General features: G+C 73.8%; 22 protein-coding genes. 14 read left to right on the top strand and 8 right to left on the bottom strand.

The annotated features are described in order from the left end of the window. Nucleotides 1-340: 340 nt before the first annotated feature. On the top strand, nucleotides 341-817 hold the full coding sequence (locus ACFYOS_RS34120; RefSeq protein WP_387150778.1) for a hypothetical protein: 477 nt from the start codon (nucleotides 341-343) through the stop codon (nucleotides 815-817). Nucleotides 818-843: 26 nt separating this feature from the next. Here the strand turns inward: ACFYOS_RS34120 and ACFYOS_RS34125 are convergent, their stop codons facing one another. Further along, complete coding sequence (locus tag ACFYOS_RS34125; RefSeq protein ID WP_387150720.1) at nucleotides 844-1,350, bottom strand: tetratricopeptide repeat protein; 507 nt, start codon at nucleotides 1,348-1,350, stop codon at nucleotides 844-846. Nucleotides 1,351-1,466: 116 nt separating this feature from the next. Here ACFYOS_RS34125 and ACFYOS_RS34130 point away from each other — a divergent pair, with 116 nt between their 5' ends. After that, nucleotides 1,467-2,435, top strand: coding sequence for a DUF5937 family protein (locus ACFYOS_RS34130; RefSeq protein ID WP_387150723.1), 969 nt, complete (start codon nucleotides 1,467-1,469; stop codon nucleotides 2,433-2,435). On the opposite strand, the gene ACFYOS_RS34135 is transcribed toward ACFYOS_RS34130, so the two are convergent. Then, nucleotides 2,432-3,535: a GlxA family transcriptional regulator gene (locus ACFYOS_RS34135; protein WP_387150726.1), complete on the bottom strand. Its 1,104-nt coding sequence runs from the start codon at nucleotides 3,533-3,535 to the stop codon at nucleotides 2,432-2,434. The genes ACFYOS_RS34130 and ACFYOS_RS34135 overlap by 4 nt on opposite strands. Before the next feature lie 52 nt (nucleotides 3,536-3,587). On the opposite strand from ACFYOS_RS34135, the gene ACFYOS_RS34140 reads away from it, so the two are divergent. Further along, nucleotides 3,588-4,889, top strand: coding sequence for an MFS transporter (locus tag ACFYOS_RS34140; RefSeq protein WP_387150729.1), 1,302 nt, complete (start codon nucleotides 3,588-3,590; stop codon nucleotides 4,887-4,889). 4 nt (nucleotides 4,890-4,893) lie between these two features. Here ACFYOS_RS34140 and ACFYOS_RS34145 read toward each other — a convergent pair whose 3' ends face one another. Genes ACFYOS_RS34145 through ACFYOS_RS34155 form a run of 3 tightly spaced genes read right to left on the bottom strand, consistent with a single transcriptional unit; the run spans nucleotide 4,894 to nucleotide 6,457 of the window. Next, on the bottom strand, nucleotides 4,894-5,604 hold the full coding sequence (locus ACFYOS_RS34145) for an RICIN domain-containing protein (protein ID WP_387150731.1): 711 nt from the start codon (nucleotides 5,602-5,604) through the stop codon (nucleotides 4,894-4,896). Nucleotides 5,605-5,662: 58 nt separating this feature from the next. Then, nucleotides 5,663-5,947 carry a DUF427 domain-containing protein gene (locus tag ACFYOS_RS34150; RefSeq protein WP_387150734.1) on the bottom strand — a complete coding sequence of 95 codons (285 nt, stop codon included), beginning with the start codon at nucleotides 5,945-5,947 and terminating at the stop codon, nucleotides 5,663-5,665. Between the two features lie 39 nt (nucleotides 5,948-5,986). Then, nucleotides 5,987-6,457: an aminoacyl-tRNA deacylase gene (locus tag ACFYOS_RS34155; RefSeq protein ID WP_387150737.1), complete on the bottom strand. Its 471-nt coding sequence runs from the start codon at nucleotides 6,455-6,457 to the stop codon at nucleotides 5,987-5,989. A 93-nt stretch (nucleotides 6,458-6,550) separates the two neighbouring features. On the opposite strand from ACFYOS_RS34155, the gene ACFYOS_RS34160 reads away from it, so the two are divergent. The 4 genes from ACFYOS_RS34160 to ACFYOS_RS34175 all read left to right on the top strand — a co-directional run bounded on the left by ACFYOS_RS34160 (nucleotide 6,551) and on the right by ACFYOS_RS34175 (nucleotide 10,773). Continuing rightward, entirely contained in the window at nucleotides 6,551-7,936 is a 1,386-nt protein-coding gene (locus ACFYOS_RS34160) for an FAD-binding oxidoreductase (RefSeq protein WP_387150739.1), read from the top strand. After that, complete coding sequence (locus ACFYOS_RS34165; protein ID WP_387150741.1) at nucleotides 7,933-9,276, top strand: class I SAM-dependent methyltransferase; 1,344 nt, start codon at nucleotides 7,933-7,935, stop codon at nucleotides 9,274-9,276. The genes ACFYOS_RS34160 and ACFYOS_RS34165 overlap by 4 nt, the downstream gene beginning before the upstream one ends. Before the next feature lie 92 nt (nucleotides 9,277-9,368). Then, a complete protein-coding gene (locus tag ACFYOS_RS34170) occupies nucleotides 9,369-9,929 on the top strand; it encodes a helix-turn-helix domain-containing protein (RefSeq protein WP_387150743.1) in 561 nt (186 codons plus the stop codon). Beyond that, a complete protein-coding gene (locus ACFYOS_RS34175; protein ID WP_387150745.1) occupies nucleotides 9,922-10,773 on the top strand; it encodes an SRPBCC family protein in 852 nt (283 codons plus the stop codon). The genes ACFYOS_RS34170 and ACFYOS_RS34175 overlap by 8 nt, the downstream gene beginning before the upstream one ends. Before the next feature lie 115 nt (nucleotides 10,774-10,888). On the opposite strand, the gene ACFYOS_RS34180 is transcribed toward ACFYOS_RS34175, so the two are convergent. Next, nucleotides 10,889-12,091, bottom strand: coding sequence for an RNA polymerase sigma factor (locus ACFYOS_RS34180; RefSeq protein ID WP_387150746.1), 1,203 nt, complete (start codon nucleotides 12,089-12,091; stop codon nucleotides 10,889-10,891). 4 nt (nucleotides 12,092-12,095) lie between these two features. Beyond that, a complete protein-coding gene (locus ACFYOS_RS34185) occupies nucleotides 12,096-12,422 on the bottom strand; it encodes a YciI family protein (RefSeq protein WP_387150748.1) in 327 nt (108 codons plus the stop codon). Between the two features lie 425 nt (nucleotides 12,423-12,847). Between ACFYOS_RS34185 and ACFYOS_RS34190 the strand changes: the two genes are divergently transcribed. From ACFYOS_RS34190 to ACFYOS_RS34200, 3 genes are read left to right on the top strand one after another with little or no spacing between them, the layout of a single operon-like run. After that, entirely contained in the window at nucleotides 12,848-14,242 is a 1,395-nt protein-coding gene (locus ACFYOS_RS34190; protein WP_387150749.1) for an MFS transporter, read from the top strand. 47 nt (nucleotides 14,243-14,289) lie between these two features. After that, nucleotides 14,290-15,378, top strand: a complete 1,089-nt coding sequence (locus ACFYOS_RS34195) for a hypothetical protein (protein ID WP_387150752.1) — start codon at nucleotides 14,290-14,292, stop codon at nucleotides 15,376-15,378. Between the two features lie 52 nt (nucleotides 15,379-15,430). Further along, nucleotides 15,431-16,966 (top strand): hypothetical protein, encoded by a 1,536-nt coding sequence (locus tag ACFYOS_RS34200; protein WP_387150754.1) that lies wholly within the window; start codon nucleotides 15,431-15,433, stop codon nucleotides 16,964-16,966. 1 nt (nucleotide 16,967) lies between these two features. Here the strand turns inward: ACFYOS_RS34200 and ACFYOS_RS34205 are convergent, their stop codons facing one another. Continuing rightward, the gene (locus ACFYOS_RS34205) at nucleotides 16,968-17,921 is read right to left on the bottom strand and encodes a S41 family peptidase (RefSeq protein ID WP_387150756.1); all 954 of its coding nucleotides are present in this window, start codon (nucleotides 17,919-17,921) and stop codon (nucleotides 16,968-16,970) included. An 87-nt stretch (nucleotides 17,922-18,008) separates the two neighbouring features. Between ACFYOS_RS34205 and ACFYOS_RS34210 the strand changes: the two genes are divergently transcribed. The 4 genes from ACFYOS_RS34210 (at nucleotide 18,009) to ACFYOS_RS34225 (ending at nucleotide 22,277) form a co-directional block, all read left to right on the top strand. Beyond that, nucleotides 18,009-18,521: an ArsR/SmtB family transcription factor gene (locus ACFYOS_RS34210; protein ID WP_387150758.1), complete on the top strand. Its 513-nt coding sequence runs from the start codon at nucleotides 18,009-18,011 to the stop codon at nucleotides 18,519-18,521. A gap of 123 nt (nucleotides 18,522-18,644) precedes the next feature. Then, nucleotides 18,645-20,939 (top strand): putative bifunctional diguanylate cyclase/phosphodiesterase, encoded by a 2,295-nt coding sequence (locus ACFYOS_RS34215; RefSeq protein ID WP_387150760.1) that lies wholly within the window; start codon nucleotides 18,645-18,647, stop codon nucleotides 20,937-20,939. A gap of 62 nt (nucleotides 20,940-21,001) precedes the next feature. Then, nucleotides 21,002-21,514, top strand: a complete 513-nt coding sequence (locus tag ACFYOS_RS34220) for a hypothetical protein (RefSeq protein WP_387150762.1) — start codon at nucleotides 21,002-21,004, stop codon at nucleotides 21,512-21,514. A 124-nt stretch (nucleotides 21,515-21,638) separates the two neighbouring features. After that, nucleotides 21,639-22,277 (top strand): hypothetical protein, encoded by a 639-nt coding sequence (locus tag ACFYOS_RS34225; RefSeq protein WP_387150765.1) that lies wholly within the window; start codon nucleotides 21,639-21,641, stop codon nucleotides 22,275-22,277. The last annotated feature ends 84 nt before the right edge of the window (nucleotides 22,278-22,361 follow it).

Here is a 22,361-nt window from a genome sequence, read left to right on the forward strand (position 1 = left end):
TTGAAGCAGGTCGACGGCTGGCAGGACATGCCGCTGACCCAGGCCGCCCAGACCGTGCAGGTGTCGGCCTACCCGGACGCCTACGCCCAGTGGGAGCAGCAGGCCGCCGACCTCGTCGCCCAGCACTGGAACAGCTGACCCAACAACCGAACAACGTGAAAGCCGCTGGCCGGCACCCCCACGAGGGTGCCGGCCAGCGGCGTCTCCAGATCTTGCGAACGGAAACTTGCCACGATCGGAGCAGGAGAGGGAGCACATGCGGGACCTCGTCCGGGTGAACCGGGCGGGGTAGCCGCGGTGCGGTCGCCGGGCGCGGGGGTTGGATTCGGGCATGGACGAGGTGGACGCCGCAGCGCTGCGGCGGGCGTACGAGGCGGTGCTCGCGGAGGTGGACGCGGGCGGATTCGGGCCACCCGAGGACGGGGAACTGGACGCCGACCAGATCGTGGCGCACCTGGCCGCCAACGACGAGCTGATGAGCGAGGCAACCGAGGCGGTGCTGGCCGGCTCGCCGTTCGCGTACTACGACCTGGAGACGATCCACCGGCCGCAGCTCGACGCGCTGGTCTCCGAATGCGGTGGGCTGGACGGGCTGTCCGCCCTGCTCCGGGGGACCAGCCAGAAGCTCTGCACGCTCGCCGAGCGGCTCGGCCCGGCCGCCGAGACCTCGGTCGACACGGTGCTGCGGGAGGGCTACGACCTGGACGTGGACGAGTCGCTGCCCTGGGGTCGGGTGCTGGACCTGCACACCCGCGTCCACCTGCCCATGCACCTGGCCCAGCTCCGCGCCCTGCGCCGCCAGCCGCACCTCGCCTGAGCGCAGGCACCTGGCTGGTCGGCGAATCAGTCGGACTCGACCAGGAGCCGGGCGTAGTTGGCCATCGACCGCTGATAGCGTGGCAAGTGCTTGGCGAGCGCCCCGACGGCGATTGACACTGCCTCCCGCTCCCGGCCGACGCTGGTCAGCGCCAACGCGAGCATCGCGCTGACCGCGTCGTCGAGCTCGTCGGAGCCGCGCTCGCGCTCCTCGGTCAGCAGCCGGACGCTCTCCTGGGGCTGCCCGAAGTTGCGCAGCGAGCTGGACATCTGGATCACCGAGCGCCGCCGCCGGATGCCGTCGATGCCCAGCTCCAGCGCCTTGCGGTAGAGCGGAACCGCCTTGTCCGAATGACCGGTCGAGTCCCAGGCGGAGGCTCGCTCGAACGCCGCCACCGGATGATCCGGAGCCAACTCGTCGGCGAGGGCGCCGATCCGCTCGCGGAACTCCTCCTCGTCCCAGTCGTCGGGTGCCGCGTCGAAGGCCGCCCACAGGTCCGCGCTGCGCTGCTCCCAGTCGGTGCTCGGGTTCATCGTCGTTCTCCTCGTGATCGTCGGTTCAGACGGGAGACACTGTGCGAGCGCCGGTATTGTGGCCGCCAGTGATTCGGCAACAGCCGAATCTCTTCTTCTTGGGGAAGGCGGTGCGGATGGCGGTCACGCTGCGGTTCAGCCCTGCCGATCTGCTGCGCTGTCGCTTCGCCACCTCACCGATGCTCGAGACGCTGTCCGCGGTGCGCCTGCTCTCCCCGCGCGAAGGCGTCGGCCCTCACCGGCGCTGGCTCGACACCCTCGACACGCGGGAACTCGACCTGCGGCCGCTCGCCCTGCTCCAGCCGCGTCGCGGCTACACCCCCGACTTCCTCTCACCGCCTCCGGTCAGCCCACACGTCCGGTTCGAGGACGAGCTCGCGGCTGTGGCGGCCACTGACCATGATCGGGTACGCGCAGAGGTGCGACGGTCACTGGCGGACACCCCGGGGGCGGCCGAGTCGGCGACCGGACGGCTCCTGCTGGGCGACCCGGCCCTTGTTCTCCAGACGTTGGTCTCACTGGTGAAGCAGGCATGGGAGGTCTTGGTCGAACCGGTCTGGCCGCAGGTGCGCGGACTGCTTGACGCCGATGTGGGCTTCCAGACCCGACGTCTCGCCGAGGGCGGCTTGGACCGGTTGTTCGCCGAGCTGCATCCACGACTGCGCTGGAACAACGGCGTGCTGACCCGCGAGTACGGCGACGACGAGGATCGCGATATGCGAGGCGAGGGGCTTGCCCTGGTGCCCAGCGCCTTCAAGTGGGATCAGGTCGTCGTCATCGTGGACCCGCCGTGGCAGCCCACAGTGATCTATCCGGCGCGGGGGCTCGGCACGCTCTGGCAGCCCCTTTCCACCGATCGGCATGCGGCTCTGGGTCGTTTGATCGGCAAGACCCGGGCGGTGCTGCTACTCAGCCTCGACGAGCCGGCCAGCACGACAACGCTGGCCCACCGCCACGCGCTGGCCGCCGGGACGGTGTCCGAGCATTTGTCGGTGCTGCGCGACGCTGGGTTCGTCGCCGGGCAACGACACCGGCACGAGATCCGCTATCGGCGTACGCCTCTCGGCGAAGCCGCGCTCCGTTAGTGCGGATCCACGAACGTTCGCCGGGTTGCCGGTGGTTGTGGTGGATCCTCGCCGGGTGGGCGAGCGACTCCCCACCACGGGGTGGTGGGGCTACTCGTCCAGGCCGGCTCAGGAGACCGCCGGAAGGTGTGCCGGTACGCCGTCGGGGCGACGCCGACCCGGTGGTGGAAGTGCTGCCGCAGGGCGGCGGTGGTGCCGAAGCCGGCGTGCCGGGCGATCTCGTCGACGGTCAGGTCGGTGGTCTCCAGCAGCAGCCGGGCGTGCTCGGTGCGCTGCTGGAGCAGCCACTGCGCCGGGCTGAGCCCGGTCTCGGAACGGAAATGCCGGGTGAACGTCCGTACGCTCATCCGGGCGTGCGCGGCCAGGTCGCGCAGGGCGACCGGTTGGTGCAGCCGTTGCCGGGCCCACTCCCGGGTGGCGGCGGTGCCGGTTTCCGTCGTCCGGGGCACCGGGCGCTCGATGTACTGGGCCTGCCCGCCGTCCCGCCAGGGCGGGACCACGCAGCGGCGGGCGGAGCGGTTGGCCACCGCGCTGCCGTGGTCGGTGCGGATCACGTGCAGGCAGAGGTCGATGCCGGCGGCCACCCCGGCCGAGGTGAGCACCCCGTCGGAGTCGAGGAAGAGCACCTCCGGGTCGAGGTCCACGCCCGGGTGCAGCCGCCGGAAGCGGTCCGCGTACGCCCAGTGGGTGGTGGCGCGGCGGCCGTCGAGCAGGCCGACGGCGGCCAGCACGAAGGCACCCGTGCAGATCGACATGATCCGTGCACCGCGTTCGTGGGCGGCTCGCAGCGCCGCCGCCACCTCGGGGTCCACCGTCCCGTCGGTCATCGGCGAGCCCTCGTGGATGCCGGGGACGATCACCGTGTCGGCGGACTCCAGCAGCTCCAGACCGTGGTCCGGGAGGACCTGGAAGCCGGCGGTGCTGCGGATCGGCTGCCGGCCGGGGGTGCAGGTCGCGACGGCGTAGAGGGGGGTCAGGTCGTCGGTCCGGGCGGTGCCGAAGACCTGGGCCGGGGTGCCGAGGTCGAGCCCGACCACTCCGTCCAGGGCGAGCACCGCGATCCGGTGCGGCACGAGGGTCATGGCTCGATTATTGCGCATGATGGCTTTCCGGCCACTCGTCGCGCCCGGCGCCACCGTCGAGACTCGTAAGGTGATCCGACACCGTCTGCACCCGGCCTGGTTCGTGGCCGGCGTCTCCTTCGTCGCGCTGGTCGGCGCGGCCGGGTTCCGCGCCACCCCCGGCGTGCTGCTGCACCCGCTGCACGCCGAGTTCGGCTGGCCGCTCGCCACCATCTCCGCCGCCGTCTCGGTCAACCTCATGCTCTACGGGCTCACCGCCCCGTTCGCCGCCGCGCTGATGGACCGCTTCGGCATCCGCCGGGTGGTGGCCGGGGCGCTGGTGCTGGTCGCCCTCGGCAGCGGGCTGACCGTGGTGATGACGGCGAGCTGGCAGCTCATCCTCTGCTGGGGCGTGCTGGTCGGCCTCGGCACCGGGTCGATGGCGCTGGCCTTCGTGGCGACGGTGACCGGACGCTGGTTCGTGCGCCGCCGCGGCCTGGTCACCGGCGTGCTCACCGCGGGCGGGGCGGCCGGGCAGCTGGTCTTCCTCCCGCTGGTCGCCGTGCTGGTCCGCGACCACGGCTGGCGGGTGGCGGCGCTGGTCGTCGCGGGGGCGGCGCTGGCGGTCGTACCCCTGGTGGTGTGGCTGCTGCGCGAGCACCCGGCGGATCTCGGCCTGCCCGCCTACGGCGCGGACGAGGTGGTGCCCCCGACGCCGCCGGCCGGCGGGGCGGCGGCCCGGGCGGTCGGCGCGCTCGCCGCCGCCGCGCGGACCCGACCGTTCTGGCTGCTCGCCGGCGGCTTCGCGATCTGCGGCGCGACCACCAACGGCCTGGTCGGCACCCACTTCGTGCCGGCCGCGCACGACCACGGCATGCCGGAGACCACCGCCGCCGGCCTGCTCGCCCTGGTCGGGCTCTTCGACATCGCCGGCACGGTCGCCTCCGGCTGGCTCACCGACCGGGTGGACAGCCGGCTGCTGCTCGGCGCCTACTACGCCCTGCGCGGCGGGTCGCTGCTGGTCCTGCCGAGCCTCTTCGCCGGCAGCGCCCAGCCGAGCATGCTGGTCTTCATCGTCTTCTACGGTCTGGACTGGGTCGCCACCGTGCCGCCGACCGTGGCGCTGTGCCGGGAGTGGTTCGGCGCCTCCGGCGCGGTGGTGTTCGGTTGGGTGTTCGCCGCCCACCAGGTCGGCGCGGCCCTCGCGGCGACCGGCGCCGGCCTGGTCCGCGACCAGCTCGGCGACTACGCCCCGGCCTGGTACGCCGCCGGCGCGCTGTCGATCGGCGCGGCCGGGCTCTCCCTGCTCCTGCGCCGCCGCGGCGACGAGCCGGTGGTGCCGGTCGCGGTCCCGGTCGCCGCCGGCGACCGGGCCTGGAGCTACCGGGGCTGACCGGTCAGCCGACGGTCCACTGCTGCTCGGGAGCGCCGGTGCAGGGGGCCTGCACGAGCTTGGTGCCGGGCTGGGTGCCGGCCCCCTCGGCCTGGGCGCACTTGCCGCTGTGCACCGCGACCAGCAGCACCGCGCCCGAGCCGACCGGCTGCAACCGCCACTGCTGATTGCCCTGTCCGTGGCAGGGGTACTGCTGGAGTTTCGCGCCGTCGTCGGTGCTGGCGCCCTCGACGTCCAGGCACTGGCCGTACGCGGCCACGGTGAGCGCCACCGCGTCCGGGGCGAGCTGGTTGGCCGCCCACTGCTGCTCCGGTCCGCCGGTGCAGGGGGCGAGCTGCGCCTTCGCCTGCTGCTGGTCGCTCTCCAGCCCGAGGCAGAGCCCCGAGGGCACCGAACGGAACACCTTCGGCCCGTTCGCCGGGGCCGGCGGGGTGGTGGGCGCGGCGGTCGGCGGCGGCGCGGCCGGCGTGGTCGGGGCGGCCTCCGTGGTGGGCGCGGCCGCGCTCGCCGTGGCGGTGGGCACGGCCGCCGCGGGCACCACCGGCTCGTCCTCTCCGCCGCCGAGCACGCCGGTGGCGAAGAAGAGCCCCAGGAGTACGCCGACCACCGCCACGCCCAGCGCGATCCGCATCAGCGGGTCCTGCGGCAGGCCGAGGCGGCCGGTGCGGCGGGCGCCGTAGACGGTGCCGGGCGGGTCGGTGCGTGGGTCGGACATGGGGGCATCCTGACCCACGGCGACCGTCGCCCGCCAGCCACCCCGGTCGCGGGGTGACTCAGTCGACGACCCGGACGTCCTTCCAGAACGCCACCCGGTCGCGGACCATCTCCGCCTCCGGCTTCGGGTCCGGGTAGTACCAGACGGCGTCCTCGCTGGTCCGGCCCTCGTTTTCCAGGTTGTAGTAGGAGGCGGTGCCCTTCCACGGGCAGAAGGTGTGGGTGGCGGAGTCGCGGATCAGGTCGTCACGCAGCGCCGCACGAGGGAAGTAATGGTTGCCCTCGACCACCACGGTGTCGTCACTCTCCGCGACGATCAGGTCGTTCCAGACGGCTTTCGGCATGTCCCCACGCTATGCCCGCGGCGGGGCGTCGGCCAGCGCTCAGCGATCGGGTTCCGGGTCGGTGACGTCGGCGACGGTCGCGTCGAGCGTGGTGAGGGCGGCATCGGCGTCGACCGCGACGGCCACCCCGTGCTCGCCGGCGCCGAGGGTGATCTCCCGGCCGCGCAGCCGCTCGTCGGCGACCACCGGCCAGGCGGTGGTCGAACCGAACGGGGTGATGGTGCCGCGCTCGTAGCCGGTGGCCGCCTTGGCGGCCGCGGCGTCCGGCATGGACATCCGGCTCACCCCGAGCAGGGCGCGCAGCTTGGGCCAGGAGATCACCCGGTCGCCGGGAGTGAGTACGAACAGGTGGTCGTCCTCGCCCCGACGGACCACGATGGTCTTGACCACGTCGGGCACCGCGACCCCGCGGGCCTGCGCCGCCTCGGCGAGGCTGCGGACCGGGCCGTGCCGAATCACCCGGTAGGGCAGGCCGGCGACGTCGAGGGCGGCGGTGGCGGGGGTGGACATGCCCGCCACGGTAACCCGGTTGTCGTGCAGCGGACGGGAAACCGCCACTGTGGGCATCCCTCGAATCGTCGCACCCAGGCGTAAGGTGATCTCATGCACGCTGTCCGTGATCATGAACGGGCGGTGGACACGCTGCGGCGGTCGTACGCCGCGGTGCCCGCCGGTGAGCCCGTACGGCTGGCCAAGCAGACCTCCAACCTGTTCCGTCCCCGGGCCGCGCCCCGCACGCCGGGGCTGGACGTCAGCGGTCTGACGGGGGTGCTCGCCGTCGACCCGGACGCCCGGACCGCCGACGTGCAGGGCATGTGCACCTACGAGGACCTGGTCGACGCGACCCTGGCGCATGGGATGATGCCGCTGGTCGTGCCGCAGCTGCGCACGATCACGCTGGGCGGCGCGGTGACCGGGCTGGGCATCGAGTCCACCTCGTTCCGCAACGGCCTGCCCCACGAGTCGGTGTCGGAGTTGGACATCCTCACCGGGGCCGGGGAGATTGTCACCGCCCGGCCGGTGGGGGAGCACGACGACCTGTTCCGGGCCTTCCCCAACTCGCTCGGCAGCCTCGGCTACGCCACCCGGCTGCGCATCGAGCTGCAGCCGGTCCGCCGGTACGTGGCGCTGCGCAACATCCGGTTCAGCCGGCTGGAGGAGTTGACCGACGCGATCGGCGAGGTGGTCGCCAAGGGCTCCTGGGCGGGCGACCCGGTCGACGCGATGGACGGGGTGATGTTCAGCCCCGGCGAGGCGTACCTGGTGCTCGGCACCTTCACCGACGACGCCGCCGGGCGGCCCAGCGACTACACCGGCCAGGACATCTACTACCGCTCGCTGCGCCGGCACGCCCGGGACGTGCTCACCACGTACGACTACCTGTGGCGCTGGGACACCGACTGGTTCTGGTGCTCGGCGGCGTTCGGGGTGCAGCACCCGGTGGTCCGCCGGCTCTGGCCGCGGCGTTACCGGCGCAGCGACTTCTACCACCGCCTCGTTCGCCTGGAGCACCGGCACCAGGTGGCCGCCCGGATCGACCGTTGGCGGGGCCTACCGGCCCGGGAGCGGGTGGTCCAGGACGTGGAGATCCCGCTCGACGGCACCGCCGAGTTCCTGCGCTGGTTCGCCCGGACGGTGCGGATGACCCCGGTCTGGCTGTGCCCGCTGCGGCTGCGCGAGCCGGCCGGTCCCGGATCCGCCCGGGCCTGGCCGCTGTATCCCCTCCAACCGGGCGAAACGTATGTGAACATCGGCTTCTGGGGGAGCGTGCCGATCGCCGAGGGCGCCGCCGACGGCGACGTCAACCGGGAGATCGAGCGCGCGGTGTCGGAGGCGGGCGGGCACAAGTCGCTCTATTCCGACGCGTACTACGACCGGGACGCGTTCGACCGGCTCTACGGCGGGGAGACCTGGCGCGCCGTGAAGGACCGCTACGACCGGGACCACCGGCTCACCGGACTGTACGAGAAGGCGGTAGCGAAACAATGAGCCTGACCGACCGTGAACAGGGGGCGGCGAGCGCCCCGGCCGACCCACCGGCGGGCGGCCGGCGTACCGGACCGACCGTGGCGGACGTGATCCGCGCGGTCACCACCGGCGACCTCTCCATCCGCATCACCGGGTACGACGGCAGCGCCGTCGGCCCGGCCGACGCCGGGATCACCCTGGCGATCCACTCCGAGCGGGGACTGTCCTACCTGCTCACCGCCCCGGGCGACCTGGGCATGGCCCGGGCGTACGTGAGCGGCGACCTGGGGCTGGAGGGCGTGCACCCGGGCGACCCGTACGAGGCGTTCAAGGTGCTCAAGGACGGGGTGCACCTGCGCCTCCCGTCGGTGGGCGAGGCGCTGACCCTGGTGAAGGGGCTGGGCTGGGAGCGACTGATGCCGCCGCCGCCCCCGCCACAGGAGTCCGCGCCGCGCTGGAAGCGGGTGATGAACGGGCTGCGCCACTCGCGTGGCCGGGACAGCAACGCGATCTCCCACCACTACGACGTCTCGAACGCCTTCTACGAGAAGGTGCTCGGCCCTTCGATGACGTACACCTGCGCGGTCTTCCACAACCCCGACGACACGCTCGAGGAGGCGCAGCGGGCCAAGTACGACCTGGTCGCCGGCAAGCTCGCGCTCAAGCCGGGAATGCGGCTGCTCGACGTCGGCTGCGGGTGGGGCGGGATGGTCCGGCACGCGGCCCGCGAGTACGGCGTCAAGGCGCTCGGGGTGACCCTGTCGAAGGCGCAGGCCGAGTGGGCGCAGGCGGCCATCGAGCGGGAGGGGCTGGGTGACCTGGCCGAGGTGCGGCACCTGGACTACCGGGACGCCCCCCGCGAGCAGTTCGACGCGATCTCCTCGATCGGGCTGACCGAGCACATCGGGGTGCGCAACTACCCGGCGTACTTCGGGGCGCTGCGCAGCCGGCTGAAGCCGGGCGGGCGGCTGCTCAACCACTGCATCACCCGCGCCGACAACCGTGCCCCGCACCGCTCCGGCGCCTTCATCGACCGGTACGTCTTCCCCGACGGCGAGCTGGCTGGCCCCGGCCGGCTGATCAGCGAGATCCACGACGCCGGGCTGGAGGTGCACCACGAGGAGAACCTGCGCCAGCACTACGCGCTGACCCTGGCCGGCTGGTGCCGCAACCTGGTCGAGCACTGGGACTTCTGTGTGGACGAGGTCGGCCCGGCCACCGCCCGGGTGTGGGGCCTGTACATGGCGGGTTCCCGGATGGCCTTCGAGCGCAACGACATCCAGCTGCACCAGGTGCTCGCCACGCACAACGAGCCGCAGGGGGTCAACGGCTACCCGCTGCGCCCCGACTGGACGCCCTGACCGCTGACCGACGACGAAAGGCCGCGCGATCCGCGCGGCCTTTCGTCGAACCCATTGACAAAGAAGTTTTGTACGTACAAACTGATTTTGCCATGAGAGACGTCCTGTACCTGGAAGAGCGTGAGCAGGCCGAAGCCCTGCTCAAGCCACAGCGCATCGAGGTGCTGCGGCAGCTCGCCGAGCCCCGCACCTGCACCGAAGTCGCCGCCCGTCTGGAGCAGACGCCGCAGCGCGTCTACTACCACGTCAAGCAACTGGTCGCGGCCGGCCTGGTCGAGCAGGTCTCGGCCCGCAAGGTGCGCGGCATCACCGAGGGCATCTACCAGGCGGTCGCCCGGTCGTACTGGCTCTCGCCCCGCCTCGTCGGGCGGATCGGCGAGGCGCGCCGGGCCCGCGACGAGCTGAGCCTGGGCTACCTGCTGGACCTCATGGAGGAGGTCCAGGCCGACATCGCCGCGCTGGACCGCACCGCGCCGGAGCTGCCCTCGATCGGGGTGTCCGGCGAGATCAGATTGCCGGCCGAGCGCCGGCAGGAGTTCCTGCACGACCTGCAGACGACGCTGCAGGACCTGTTCACGCGCTACGGGGGCGCCGAGGGGGACGCCTTCAAACTCGCCGTGGCGTGCTATCCGAAAGGTGACGACCGTGAGTGAACCGCTGACCGTCCGTGCCCGTCTCGCCGCCCCCGTGGAGGCCGTGCGCCACGCCCTGACCGACCCCGCCGAGCTGCGCGTCTGGCTGGCCGAGCACGCCGAGGTCGAGCTGCCCAACCGGTACGAGTTCTGGGGTCGCTACACCCCCGAGGGTGACGCGCCGCACCAGCGACTGCTGCACGCCGACGAGCGCACGCTGCGCTTCGCCTGGACGCTCGACGGCGTGGAGACCACCACCGAGTTCGAGTGGACGCCCGAGGAGAAGAGCACCGTGCTCACCCTGCGGCAGAGCCACTTCGACTTCGCCGAGGCGATGAGCGGCAGCAGCATCCGCGGGGCGCTGCAGACCTTCTGGGCCCTGTCGATCGCCAACCTCGCCGCCCAGGTGGAGGGCAAGCCGCTGCTGCCCCGCACCGACTTCACCTCCACCGACCTGCGCGCCGAGCTGACCATCGCCGCCCCCACGGACCGGGTCTGGACGTCGCTGACCGACTCCGAGCAGGCCACCGCCTGGTTCGGCTACCCGATCGGCATCGAGCCGTGGGTCGGCGGCCGCTACGCCATGGGCGGCTTCGAGACCGGGTACGCGGCCAAGGTGATCGACCTGGAGCCCGGCCGGAAGATCTCCGTGGACTGGGGACCCGTCGGGGTCAGCACCTGGGAGCTGGCCGATTCCGACGGGAAGACGAAGCTGACCCTCGTGCAGAGCGGCTTCGACCAGGGCAACCCCCCGTACGCGGCATGGTGCGGCAACGTGTCCGGGCTGTACGAGCTGCGCCGCTTCAACGAGATGGCCGACTGGCAGCCGATCTGGCTCTCGGAGGAGCTGCCGACCCGCGCCTGACCCGGCCGTTCCCGTCCCTGCCGCCGGCACCGCTCCCGGCGGCAGGGACGGGTTACCTGCGGCACACCGGGATTCCACCGGAAGCGCATTCAGGGCTTTAACAAACGGTAGGGGATCAGTCGGACAGTTCGGCGGCCCGGCGGAGCAGCGCGCGCCGCTCCGGCTCGGAGCGCACCGCCTCGGCCGCCGCCCGGAACAGGGCCGCGCCGCGTACCCGGTCGCCGAGGCGGGCGGTCAGTTCGGCCTCCGCCGCCAGGGCCGGCGGGTAGCCGTCCAGCGCGCCGCCGGCCCGGGCCTCGGCGAGCAGGGCCAGCCCGGGCTCCGGACCGTACGCGTAGCCGTGGGCCACCGCCCGGTTGAGCCGGATGACCGGGGTGGGCCGGAGTCGGGTCAGTTCGTCGTAGCAGCGGGCGATGGCCGGCCAGTCGGTGTCCGCGGCGGTCGGCGCGGTGGCGTGGCAGGCGGCGATCCGGGCCTGGAGGGCGTACGGGCCGTGGCCGGCGCGGTCGAGCAGGGCGACGCCCTCGGCGACTCCACCCCGGTCCCAGCGGGAGCGGTCCTGCTCGTCGAGGGTGAGCAGGTTGCCGTCGGCGTCGCGGCGGGCGGCCCGGCGGGAGTGGTGCAGCAGGAACAGGGCGAGCAGGCCGGCCACCTCCGGCTGCTCGGGCATGAGCTGGTCGAGCAGCCGGGCCAGCCGGATCGCCTCAGCGGCGAAGGCCGGTTCGCCGTCGGCGTCGTACCCCCGGGTGAAGAGCAGGTAGAGCACGGCCAGGACGCCCGGCAGCCGCTCGACCAGCGCGGGCCCGGTCGGCACCCGGTAGGGGACGCCGGCGGCGGCGATCTTCGTCTTGGCCCGGGTGAGCCGGCGGGTCATGGTCGACTCGCTGACCAGGAAGGCGCGGGCGATGTCGGCGGTGGGCACCCCGGCCACGGTGCGCAGGGTCAGCGCGACCCGGGCCTCCAGGGCCAGCGCCGGGTGGCAGCAGGTGAAGATGAGCCGCAACCGGTCGTCCACCACGTCCCCCTCCGTCGGCGTCGGCTCCGGGTCGGTGAGCAGCGCCAGCTCGCGCAGCTTGCGGCGTTCCACGGCGGCCCGGCGCAGCACGTCCACGGCCCGGTTCCGGGCGGCCGTCATCAGCCAGCCGCCCGGATTCCCCGGTACGCCGTCGCGGGGCCACCGTTCCAGCGCCGAGGCGAGCGCCTCCTGGGCGCAGTCCTCGGCGAGGGTCCAGTCGCCGGTGACGCGGATCAGGGCAGCCACGATCCGCGGGTAGGCCTCGGTACCCGCCTCGGCGACCACCCCGGCCGCGTTGGTCACCCGGTCAGTCCACCAGCGGGCGCAGCTCGATCCGCCCCGCGTACGCCATCGGGTGGGCGCGGGCCACCTCGATCGCCTCGTCCAGGTCGGCGCACTCCAGCAGGTCGAAGCCCACGATCACCTCCTTCGTCTCGGCGAACGGGCCGTCGCTGAGCAGCAGCTCGCCGTCGCGTACCCGGACGGTGGTGGCCGCCGACGGGGGCGCGAACCGGCTGCCGGTCACGCGCTGGCCGTTGGCGTCCCGCTCGGCCACCCACGTCTCGATGTCCGGCGCGGCGCTCGGGTCCTTGTCCGGCTCGGTGTCGGTGCAGACGAGCATCATGTACTTCATCGTTTCGCTCCTTCGGTCGTGGTTCCATCCAGCCTGACGAACGGGGTTCGCGCATCCGGACAGCCGCGGGCGAGAAATTTCGTGGGTGATTTCCGGGCTCGGGTTGGGTACTGCCGAGCGATGTTCCTCATCTTCGGGCTCCGGGCCGAGGCCGAGCGCCTCCCGGTCGGCTGACCATGGCCCGCTTCCTCTGCTGGCTGATCGGCCGGGAGCCGGTCACCCCGGTGCACACCGTCTCCCGGCCGCCCTGTACGCCCGGCCGCCGGCACCGCCGCCGCAGCCGACCGTCCGCGGGCGCCCTGTCTCCCCGGTCCCCGTGGAACCGCTCCGCCGGCCGCTGACCGGCGTGTGATCTTCGACCCGCCACCGGACCCGTCCCGACCTGCGCCAACTAGGCTCGGGAGGCCGTCCGAACGGGGAGAATCGTGCGTAATCACCCGGCCGTCGTGCTGGTGGCCGTCCTGCTGTCCACCATAGCGTTACCGGTCTCGCTGACCGGCGCGTCCGTCGCGCTGCCGGACATCGGCCGGGATCTGCACGCCGACCTGGCCGGCGTGCAGTGGGTGGTGAACGCCTACAACGCCACCTTCGCCAGCTTCATGCTCGCCACTGGCGCCCTCGCGGACCTGCTCGGCCGGCGCCGGGTCTATGCCGTCGGCGTCGCCGTCTTCGCCGCCGGCGGGCTGCTCGCCGCGCTGGCCGGCAACGTGCTGCTGCTCGACCTGGCCCGGGCGCTCGCCGGGATCGGCGCGGCGGCCGCGGCGACCAGCGCCTCCGCCCTGCTCGCCGGGGCCTTCCAGGGCCGCGCCCGGGCCCGCGCCTTCAGTCTCTTCGGTACGGCGATCGGCGTCGGCCTGGCCTTCGGCCCGTCGGTCGCCGGGCTGCTCATCGAGGGCTTCGGGTGGCGGGCCGTCTTCGCCGCCCCGGCGCTGGCCACCTGTGCGGTGCTCGTCCTCGTCCCGCTGCTGCCGGAATCCCGCCAGCCGCATCCCGGGCGCGTCGACTGGCCGGGCACCCTCTCCTTCACCGCGGCGCTGCTGCTGCTCATCTTCGGTTTCGTGCAGGGCCCCGCGTACGGGTGGACCGCCCCGGTCATCCTCGCCGCGTTCGTCGTCGCCGCCGCGCTGCTGGTGGCCTTCGTCCGGGTGGAGCGCCGCCGGGCCGACCCGATGTTCGACCTGGCCCTGCTGGCGAGCCCCCGGTTCCTCGGCATCTGCCTGGCGGCGGCCACCATCGTCGCGGTGCTGGTACCGCTGCTGGTCTACCTCCCGGCGTACCTGACCACCGTGGTCGGGCTCAGCCCCGGCGCGGCCGGTGCCACGCTGATCCTGCTCACCGCACCGACCCTGGTGCTGCCGCTGCTCACCGGCGCGCTGACCCGGCTGGTCCCGGCCACCGCGGTCACCGTCGTCTCGGTGCTGCTGGTCGCGGCCGGCGCGGCCTGGGCGACCGTGCTCGGGCCGCACGTGAACACCGCCGCCCTGGCCGGTCCGCTGCTCACCATCGGGAGCGGGGTGGGACTGTCCATCGGGCTGCTGGACGCCATCGCGATCGGCAGCGTCGCGCCGTCCCGCGCGGCCACCGGGGCCGGGATGATCAACACGGCCCGGCTGACCAGCGAGACGGTCGCCATCGCCGTGGTCGGGGCGGTGCTGGCCAGCACCACCGCCGGCCGGCTCGCCGACCCGGGCTTCACCGGCGGGCTGCGTACGGTGCTGTGGTCGATGGCCGGGCTCGCGCTGGTCGCCGCGGTGACCGTCGCCGTGCTGGTCCGCCGCGCCGCGGTCCGCACCGAACCCGAGTCGGTTGCCGTCGGCTGACCGCCGACCCGGGCCGGATCGGCGCGTACCGCCTATCCTGGCGGATCATGACGGACACCGCGCACCGCCTGGCCGAGATCCGGGGTGACGTGCCGCCCCGGCGGCACAACGCCCGGACCATCGCCGCGCTGACCGGCAACCCGGGCTGCACCCGGCGGGCCCTGCTGGACAGCGCCGGGGTGGACAAGCCGAAGCTGGCCGAGCGGATCGGCTTCCCGGCCCGGTTCGGCCAGTCCCGCTTCGCCATCTCCCGGGGCAACGCGTTCGAGGCCCAGGTCAAGGCCGACGGCGGGGCGGAGCTGCTGCGGCTGGTCGCGGAGCGGTTGGGCGTACCGGTGCCGGCGGCGGCGAGCTGGGCGGACCTCGGCGGCGCGGACGACCTGCCGGACCGGCAGGAGCGGTCCCGGGCGGCACTCACCGCCGCCGGCGACGGGGCGGCGCTCTTCGACCACCCGCTGCTCGGCCTGCAGGTGGCCGGCCGGCGGGTGCACCTGGAACCGGACCTGGTCGCCGCCCGCCTCGGCGGCCGGTTCCACGTCGTGGAGATCAAGTCGTTCCCGGTGATCGACGGCCAGGCCGACCCGGCGAAGGTCTCCGCCGCTGCCATCCAGTCCGCCGCCTACGTGCTGGCCCTGCGCGAGCTGCTGGCCGCCGAGGGGCAGGACCCGGACCTCGTCTCGCCCGAGGTGGTGCTGGTCTGCCCGGCCGACTTCGCCAACCGGCCGGTGGCCAGCCTGGTCGACGTGCGCCGCCAGCTGCTGGTGCTGCGCCGCCAGCTCGACCGGATGGCCCGCATCGACGACCTGCTCGCCACGGTGCCGGCGGACTTCACCGCCGACCTGGCCGCCGACCGGGCCACCCTCACCGCCGCGCTGTCCACCGTGGCCGCCCGCTACGCGCCCGAGTGCCTGGCAGCCTGCGAGCTGGCGTACTTCTGCCGGGACGAGGCGCGCGGCCACACCGCCGCGCTGGGCCGCCCGGTGCGGGAGGCGCTGGGCGGCGTCGCCGAGGTCGACGAGGCGCTGGCCCTCGCCGAGGGCGAGCGTGCTCCGGAACCCGAGCAGGCGGAGGCCGCCGCGCTGCTGCGCGCCGCCGCGCGCCTGCGCGCCGACGCCCTCGCCGGAAACCCCGCATGAGTACGCCCCGCCGCGCCGCCGGCCCGGTCGACGCATTCGCCGGGCGGATCCCGTGAGCACCCTGCGCGCCCTCGCCAAGGCGCAGGCGCTCGCCGCCGGGGTGGCCCAGCCGGTGGCCACGGTCCGGCACCTGCACCTGTCCGAGCGCCCGCTGGTGCTGGTGCCGCTCGCCATGGCCGGCGAGGCGAACGCCCCCCTGGCCGCCCTGGTCGGCACCGCGCCCGACCAGGCGCGGCTGCTGGTCGTGCCGCAGCCCCGCAACCGCGACCAGCGCTACCGTTTCGCCGCCGAGCTGGCCGGGATCGTGCTGCCCTACCTGGACTCGTTCCGGGAGGCCAGCGAGGCGGTGCCGGTCGACCGCGGCAGGGACGTGCGGTACCGGTACGTCGACGCTCCGCAGCTGCTGGTGCCCAACCCGGCCGGGATCACCTTCCTGCGGCTGTTCGGCCGCTCCACCCGGTTCCGCCGCCCCGACGGCGAGCACCCGGTGCACCCGACGGTGCCGCTGCTCGGCCGCTGGCTGACCTTCTTCGCCGAGCGCGCCGAACATCCCGGCGCGGCGGCGCTGCTGGCGATGACCGAGGCGCTGACCCTGCACTGGGCGACCGGGCAGAGCGCGGTGGAGGACCTGCACCTGCCGGCTCTGCTCGGCTGGATCGACCCGCCGCCCGGGCTCACCGGCGCCGGCGCGGCGGCCCGCGCGGAGGACCCGGCGCTCTGCCCGCCCGCCGGCCCGGCCACCGACCCCGACTTCGACAACCGCCGGCTCGCCCCGGCCGTCACCGCGTACGCCGAGGCCGAGGACGACCCGGTCGCCCGCGCCGCCGCGTACGCGGAGTTCGCAGGGCTGCTGCGCGACCAGCTCGCGCCCACCTGGGAGCTGATGTGGCGCGGCGTGGGGCTGCTGAGCGCGCTGCCGCCCGGGGCGCGGGTGGCCGGCCGCTGGGACGGCGACCGGGACGCCTTCACCGGCCACGCCGAGCATGTCGACGCCGGGGGTGGGCCGCAGCCGCGCCGGGACGGGGCGGTGGCCGCGGCGGTGCGGCTGCACCGGCTGGAGCGGGCCCTCGCGTCGTACGCCGTCCAGCGCGCCTATGACGACCCCCTGGTGATGGCCGAGCACCGGCTGACCGGGGAGGCGTTCGTCGGCGAGGTGACCCTGGCCGACCCGAAGCGGGTGGACGACACCGGCAAGCGGCCGGTGCTGCGCCCCCGCATCCAGGTGGTCACCACCGAGCCGGTGCTGGTGCCGGTCGGGGCGACCCTGTACTCGCCGGCCCGGCCGAGCCAGAAGGCGAAGGTGGTCTTCGTGACCCCGGGCGCGGACGGCAAGACCGAGGTGGTGCTGGAGCTCTCCGGCGGGATGGGGCGCGCGTTGACCGCACCTCCGGGCACCGTGCCGGAGGTGGGGGAGCGGCTCTGTTTCACCACCCTGTCGGACGCGTACCTGCCGGCCGGGAACTTTCCCGCCCTGGAGGAGACCCCGTGGACCCACGGCGGGCCGCCGGCCGCCGCGCCCGCCCCCGACGCGCCGGCTCCGGCTCCCGCGGAGAGCGGCGACGGCGACCCCGCCGAAGAGTGGTCCTGAGTCAGGAGAGCGCCGCCAGGGCCTCCCGCGCCTCGTCCGCCGTCGGCCGCTGCGGGTCCGCGGCGAGCAGGCTCTCCAGGACCGTCCGGTACGCCGTGTCGAGCGCCTCGGCCGCCGGTACCTCGACGTCGGGCACCACCCCGCACCCCTCCCAGTTGGTGCCGGTGGCCGCGTGGACCGGCCGGGCCACCGGCACGGTCAGCTCCAGGTGCGGATGCGTGCGGAAGCCGACCCGCGGGTGCGCCCCGCCCCCGGTGGGCTCGCCGACCACCGTGGCGCGGCCGAGCTGCTGGAGGTCGTACGCCAGCTCCTCACCGCCGGAGAACGTCTTCGGGCCGGTGAGCACGTACACCGGCTTGTCGGGGTGGTACCCCGGCACGGGCAGGTGCGCCGCGCTCCAGTACTGCCGACCCGCGCCGGCCCGGTCGTACATGGTGTGCAGGTGCACCGGTTCGGCGAAGAACCAGCCGCAGACGAGGGCGGTCATGTCGGGGCTGCCGCCGAGGTTCCCGCGGAGGTCGAGCAGGAGCGCGTCGGTGCCGGCGAGCAGCCCGAGCGCCGCGGTGACCGCCGCGCCGCCGAGCAGGGGCGGCGCGAGGAAGGGCCGCAGGTCGAGCAGCCCGACGTTGCCGGCGAGCCGTTCCACTCGGGCCACCCCGCCCATGTGGCGGGCGGTCAGGTCGGCCCAGGCGCCCTCGTCCGGATCCTGGTCGCGCTCGGGCAGCGCGGTGGTGTGGTGCTTGAGCCGCAGGTGCAGGTCGCGGTTGACCGACTGGAGGTCCTCGGTGACCAGCGCGCCCAGCGTCGCCGGGTCGGTGACGTCGGCGTACCGGCCGGCGCGCAGCCGGTCGCCCAGGTGCGCCGCGATCCGCTCGGCGAGCTCGGGGAAGACGTAGTGCTCGGCGACCAGTTTCGCGGACCGTTCGACGACCTCGGTGATCTCGTCCTGTCGCATCGGATGCCCCGTTCGGTTGTCCACTGTGAGTGAGGGCAGTAGACCAGCCGTTTGACAAAGCGTCAAGAGAGTTGGACGCTTTCGGGTGTGACCGACGAGATCGCCGACGCGCTGGAGGTCCGCACCGCGGCCCACTTCAAGGCGCTCGCCCACCCGTTCCGCCACCGGCTGCTCTTCGCACTCGGGGCGGGCCCCGCCACCATCAGCCAACTCGCCACCGGACTGGGCGCGGCGAAGGGCACCGTCGCCCACCACCTCAAGGTGCTGGCCGAGGCCGGCATGGTCCGCACCGCCCACACCCGGCAGGTCCGCGGCGGCACCGAGCAGTACCACGAACGCGCCTTCCGCCGCCTCGTGGGCGAGACCGGCGACTCGCACGCCACCGCCGCCCTGCTCGGCGCGGTCGCCGAGGAACTGGCCGCCGACCCCGACCCGCTGCTGCACCTGCGCCACCTGCGGCTCACCCCCGCGCAGGCGCAACGACTCCGGGTCACCCTGGACGACCTCGTCCGCGATGCCGAGGAAGCCGGCCCCGACCAGCCCCGCTACGGCGTCCTGGTCACCCTCTACCGCCGCGGCGACCCGCCGCCGGCGAGTTGACCACGGTGCCGTACGCCCATCGCATCTGGCGGTGACACCCCGCGCTGGCTAGGCTGGCGCCGTTCGCCGTCCGCAACCGGTCCTCATCGTCGAGGGTGCGCTCAGAGAGCCGGAGCGATCGTTGTGCCCCAGCAGGACGTGAACCTCGCCGTCACGGCGCGGGTCCGTTCCCCGCTCTCCGGCCGCGCCGGGCTCGTCGCGGCCGCGTTCGTCGTACTCCTGGAAGCCCTCTGGCTGGTCGCCGGCCTGCCGGGCGCGGCCCTGGCCAGCGACCTCGGCGCGGTGGCGGTGTCAAGCTGGGCGGCGGTGGCCTGCGCCCGGATGAGCCGCCGGCACCCGGTGTCGCTGCGCCGGTTCTGGGCCCTCCTCGCCGTCACCATGGCGCTCGCCGCGCTCGGTCGTGCCGTGTGGACGGTCGAACGGCTCGGCGGCAACGCGCTGCCGCACACCCCGCTCGTCGGAACACTCTTCACCGCCGGCATCGTCACCGGCACCGCCGCGCTGCTCTGCTCCCTCGCCGCCCCGCGCAGCGCCGTCGGGCAGGCCCGCACCCTGCTCGACGGGGTGATCGTCGCGCTGGCCCTCATCCCGATCGGCTGGGTGGTGGTGTTCCGCGACATCGCCGCCGCCGACCTGGCCGACCCGCTGCGCACCTTTGGGCTGCTCTACCCGATGTTCGACCTCATGCAGCTCACCATCCTGGTGGCGGTCTCCGGGCCGGCCCGCCCGATGTGGCGGGCGCTCACCCTCATCGGCGCCAGCCTCGCCATCCGGGCCACCGCCGACGCGATCTACGTCTCCCTCGCCGCGCACGGCACCTACGCACCGGGCGACCCGATCGACGTCTGCTGGCCGCTCAGCTACCTGCTGATGGGCGCCGCCGCCGGGTGCCGGCCGCCCGCCGAGTGCGACGGCGACGACGAGACAACCGAGTCGCCGCTGCCGCCGTGGTGGCGGGTGGCCCTGCCGTACCTGCCGGTCGGCGGGGCGATCGTCGCCGTGGTGCTGGCCCGCCGGCCCACCGGGCAGACCCCACATCTGATCTTCATCAGCATGATGACCCTGCTCGGCGCGCTGGCACTGCGACAGGGGCTGGCCGCCAACGAGAATCTCCGCCTGGTCGCCCGACTGCGCCAGCTCGCCTACGCCGACCAGCTCACCGGCCTGCCCAACCGGCTCACCTTCACCCGGCGGCTGCGCCGGGCCCTGCGCGACGACGGCCCGGTCGCCGTGCTGCTGCTCGACCTCGACGGCTTCAAGCAGGTCAACGACCGCTTCGGGCACGCCGCCGGGGACCGGCTGCTGGCCACCATCGCCGAACGGATGCGCGACGCCGTCGCCGCCGACGGGACGATCTTCCGGCTCGGCGGCGACGAGTTCGCCGTGCTGGTCGACCGCGACCGGCAAGTGCCGCCCGAACGGCTCGCCGAGCGGCTGCTCGCCGCCCGCCAGCCGTTGCCCGGCGAGGAGGACCTCGGCGTCCACCCGTCGGCCAGCATCGGCATCGCCGAGTACGGCCCGCAGCACACCTCGCACACCGACCTGCTCCGCGACGCCGACATCGCCATGTACGCGGCCAAGGCGGCCGGCAAGTCCGCGTACCGGACCTGCACCCCGCAGCTGCGGGAATCGGCGGTGACCCGAGCCGAGCTGATCGCCGACCTGCGCCGCGCGGTCGACGAGGAACAACTGCTCATGGAGTTCCAACCGATCGTCGACCTGGCCACCGGCACGGTCCGCAGCGCCGAGGCGCTGGTCCGCTGGCGGCACCCCCGGCTCGGAGTGCTCACCCCGGCCAAGTTCCTGCCCCTCGCGGAGGAGACCGGGCTGATCCTGGCGATCGACCGGTGGGTCATCCAGCAGGCGTGCCAGGCCGCGGCGACCTGGCGGACACGTGCCCCCGAGGTCACCGTCGCCGTCAACATCGCCGCCGCCCACCTGCGCCGCCCCGACCTGATCGCCACGGTCACCGGGGCGGTCGGGGCCGCCGGCCTGCCACCCCACGCGCTCACCCTCGAACTCACCGAATCCGCGCTGATCGAGGGGAGCGAGCCGGTGCTGGAACGCCTCGCCCAGCTCCGCGCACTCGGCGTCCGGATCGCCATCGACGACTTCGGCACCGGCTACTCCTCGCTCAGCTACCTGCACCGCATCCCGGCCACCGAGCTGAAGATCGACCAGTCCTTCGTGGCCCGCCTCGACGCCGACGACGCCCGCGCGTACGCCACGGTCGAGATGGTCAACCGGCTGGCCGGCGCGTTCGACCTGGCGGTGGTCGCCGAGGGCGTGGAGACCGGCACCCAGCACGCCGCGGTGGCCGCGATCGGCTGCCTGCACGGCCAGGGCTGGCGGTACGGCCGCCCGGCCGCCCTGCCCGATCTGCTCGCCGCGCTCACCCCGGCCGACGTCGTGCACTGACCGGAGCCGACCCGTTACCGCCCCGGGGCGCAACGGTGACCCCGTGCCGGAACAGTCGCACCATGAGGGTCCCGCTGCGCCGAACCGCCGCCGTGTCCGCGGCCGCGCTGCTCGCGTCGGCCGGCCTGACCGCCTGCTCCCCCGAGATCGGCGCGGTCATCGGGGTCGGCGTGGACGAGTCCGGCCAGCCGGTGGCCATGCTGGCCTGGTGCACCCCGCGCCCGCCCGACGTGCTGCTGCTGTTCGACGCCGACAGCGACGACCATCATCCCCGGCACACCGAGTGGGACTGGCCCGGCCGCCAGTACCGCGTGCCGGACGACGCCGAGTCCCCGGCGACCGTGCCGCTGACCGGCTTTCCGCCGGCACGGCTGCCCGACCAGGTGGTCAACTTCGCGATGTACGCCGCGACCGACGACAGCTCCTTCAGCTCGCGGCACGTGCGCTTCCGCCTCGACGACCTGACCGGGCGGGAGCCCGGGTCGGTCCTGGCGACCGACTACCAGGACGACGCCGAGCCGTTGCGCGAACTGACCCTCGACGAGTTCACCCGACGCGGCGCCGAGCAGTGCTGACTGCGCCAAGGGGGGCCTAAGGTCCCGGCCGATACAGGGGATTCGGCCCTGCTGGCGAGAGCTGCCGCACCGCGACGATGGGACGGTCACCGAATGAACGTCACCATCCACACGGGAGCCTGACATGAAGCGACGGACGCTGGATCTGCTGTTCAGCATCGGCGGGCTGGGCCTGGCGGTCCTGCTGCTCGTCGTGGGCGTCGTCCTCACGACGAACGCCAACTTCGCCAACACCTACGTGCACGACCAACTCGCCGCGCAGCACATCAGCTTCAAGCCGGCGGGCACGCTGACCGACGAGGAGAAGAAGTCGGACTGCCTGCGCGAGTACGCCGGCCAGCCGCTCACCACCGGCAAGCAGGCCGAGTGCTACGCCAACGAGTTCATCGGCCTGCACCTGCAGTCGATCGGCGGCGGCAAGACGTACGCCGACCTGGGCGAGCCGCAGACCGCGCTGAAGGAGCAGGTGGCCCAGGCCGAGCAGACCAACGCCGCCAACCTGGCCGACCTGCAGAAGCAGCTGGCCGACGTCACCGCCCAGCGGGAGACCGTGTTCAAGGGCGAGACGCTGCGCGGCCTGCTGCTCACCTCGTACGGGTTCAGCGAGTTCGGCCGCAAGGCCGGGCAGGGCGCCCTGGCCATGTATCTCGGTGCGGCGCTGCTCCTGCTGCTGTCGGTCGCCGGCCTGGTGCACGCCTTCCGGACCCCGGCCAACGCGGCGTTCGCCGCCCCGGAGCGGACCAAGGAGCCCGTCACCACCTGACCCGACCCGATCGCCCCCGGTCTCCGCCACCCCGTCCGGAGACCGGGGGCGATCGCCGTTCCGGTCCGGCAGCGGAGACCGGCC

Origin of the sequence: Micromonospora sp. NPDC005806 (genome assembly GCF_042871425.1) — a bacterium.
Classification (GTDB): Bacteria; Actinomycetota; Actinomycetes; order Mycobacteriales; family Micromonosporaceae; genus Micromonospora.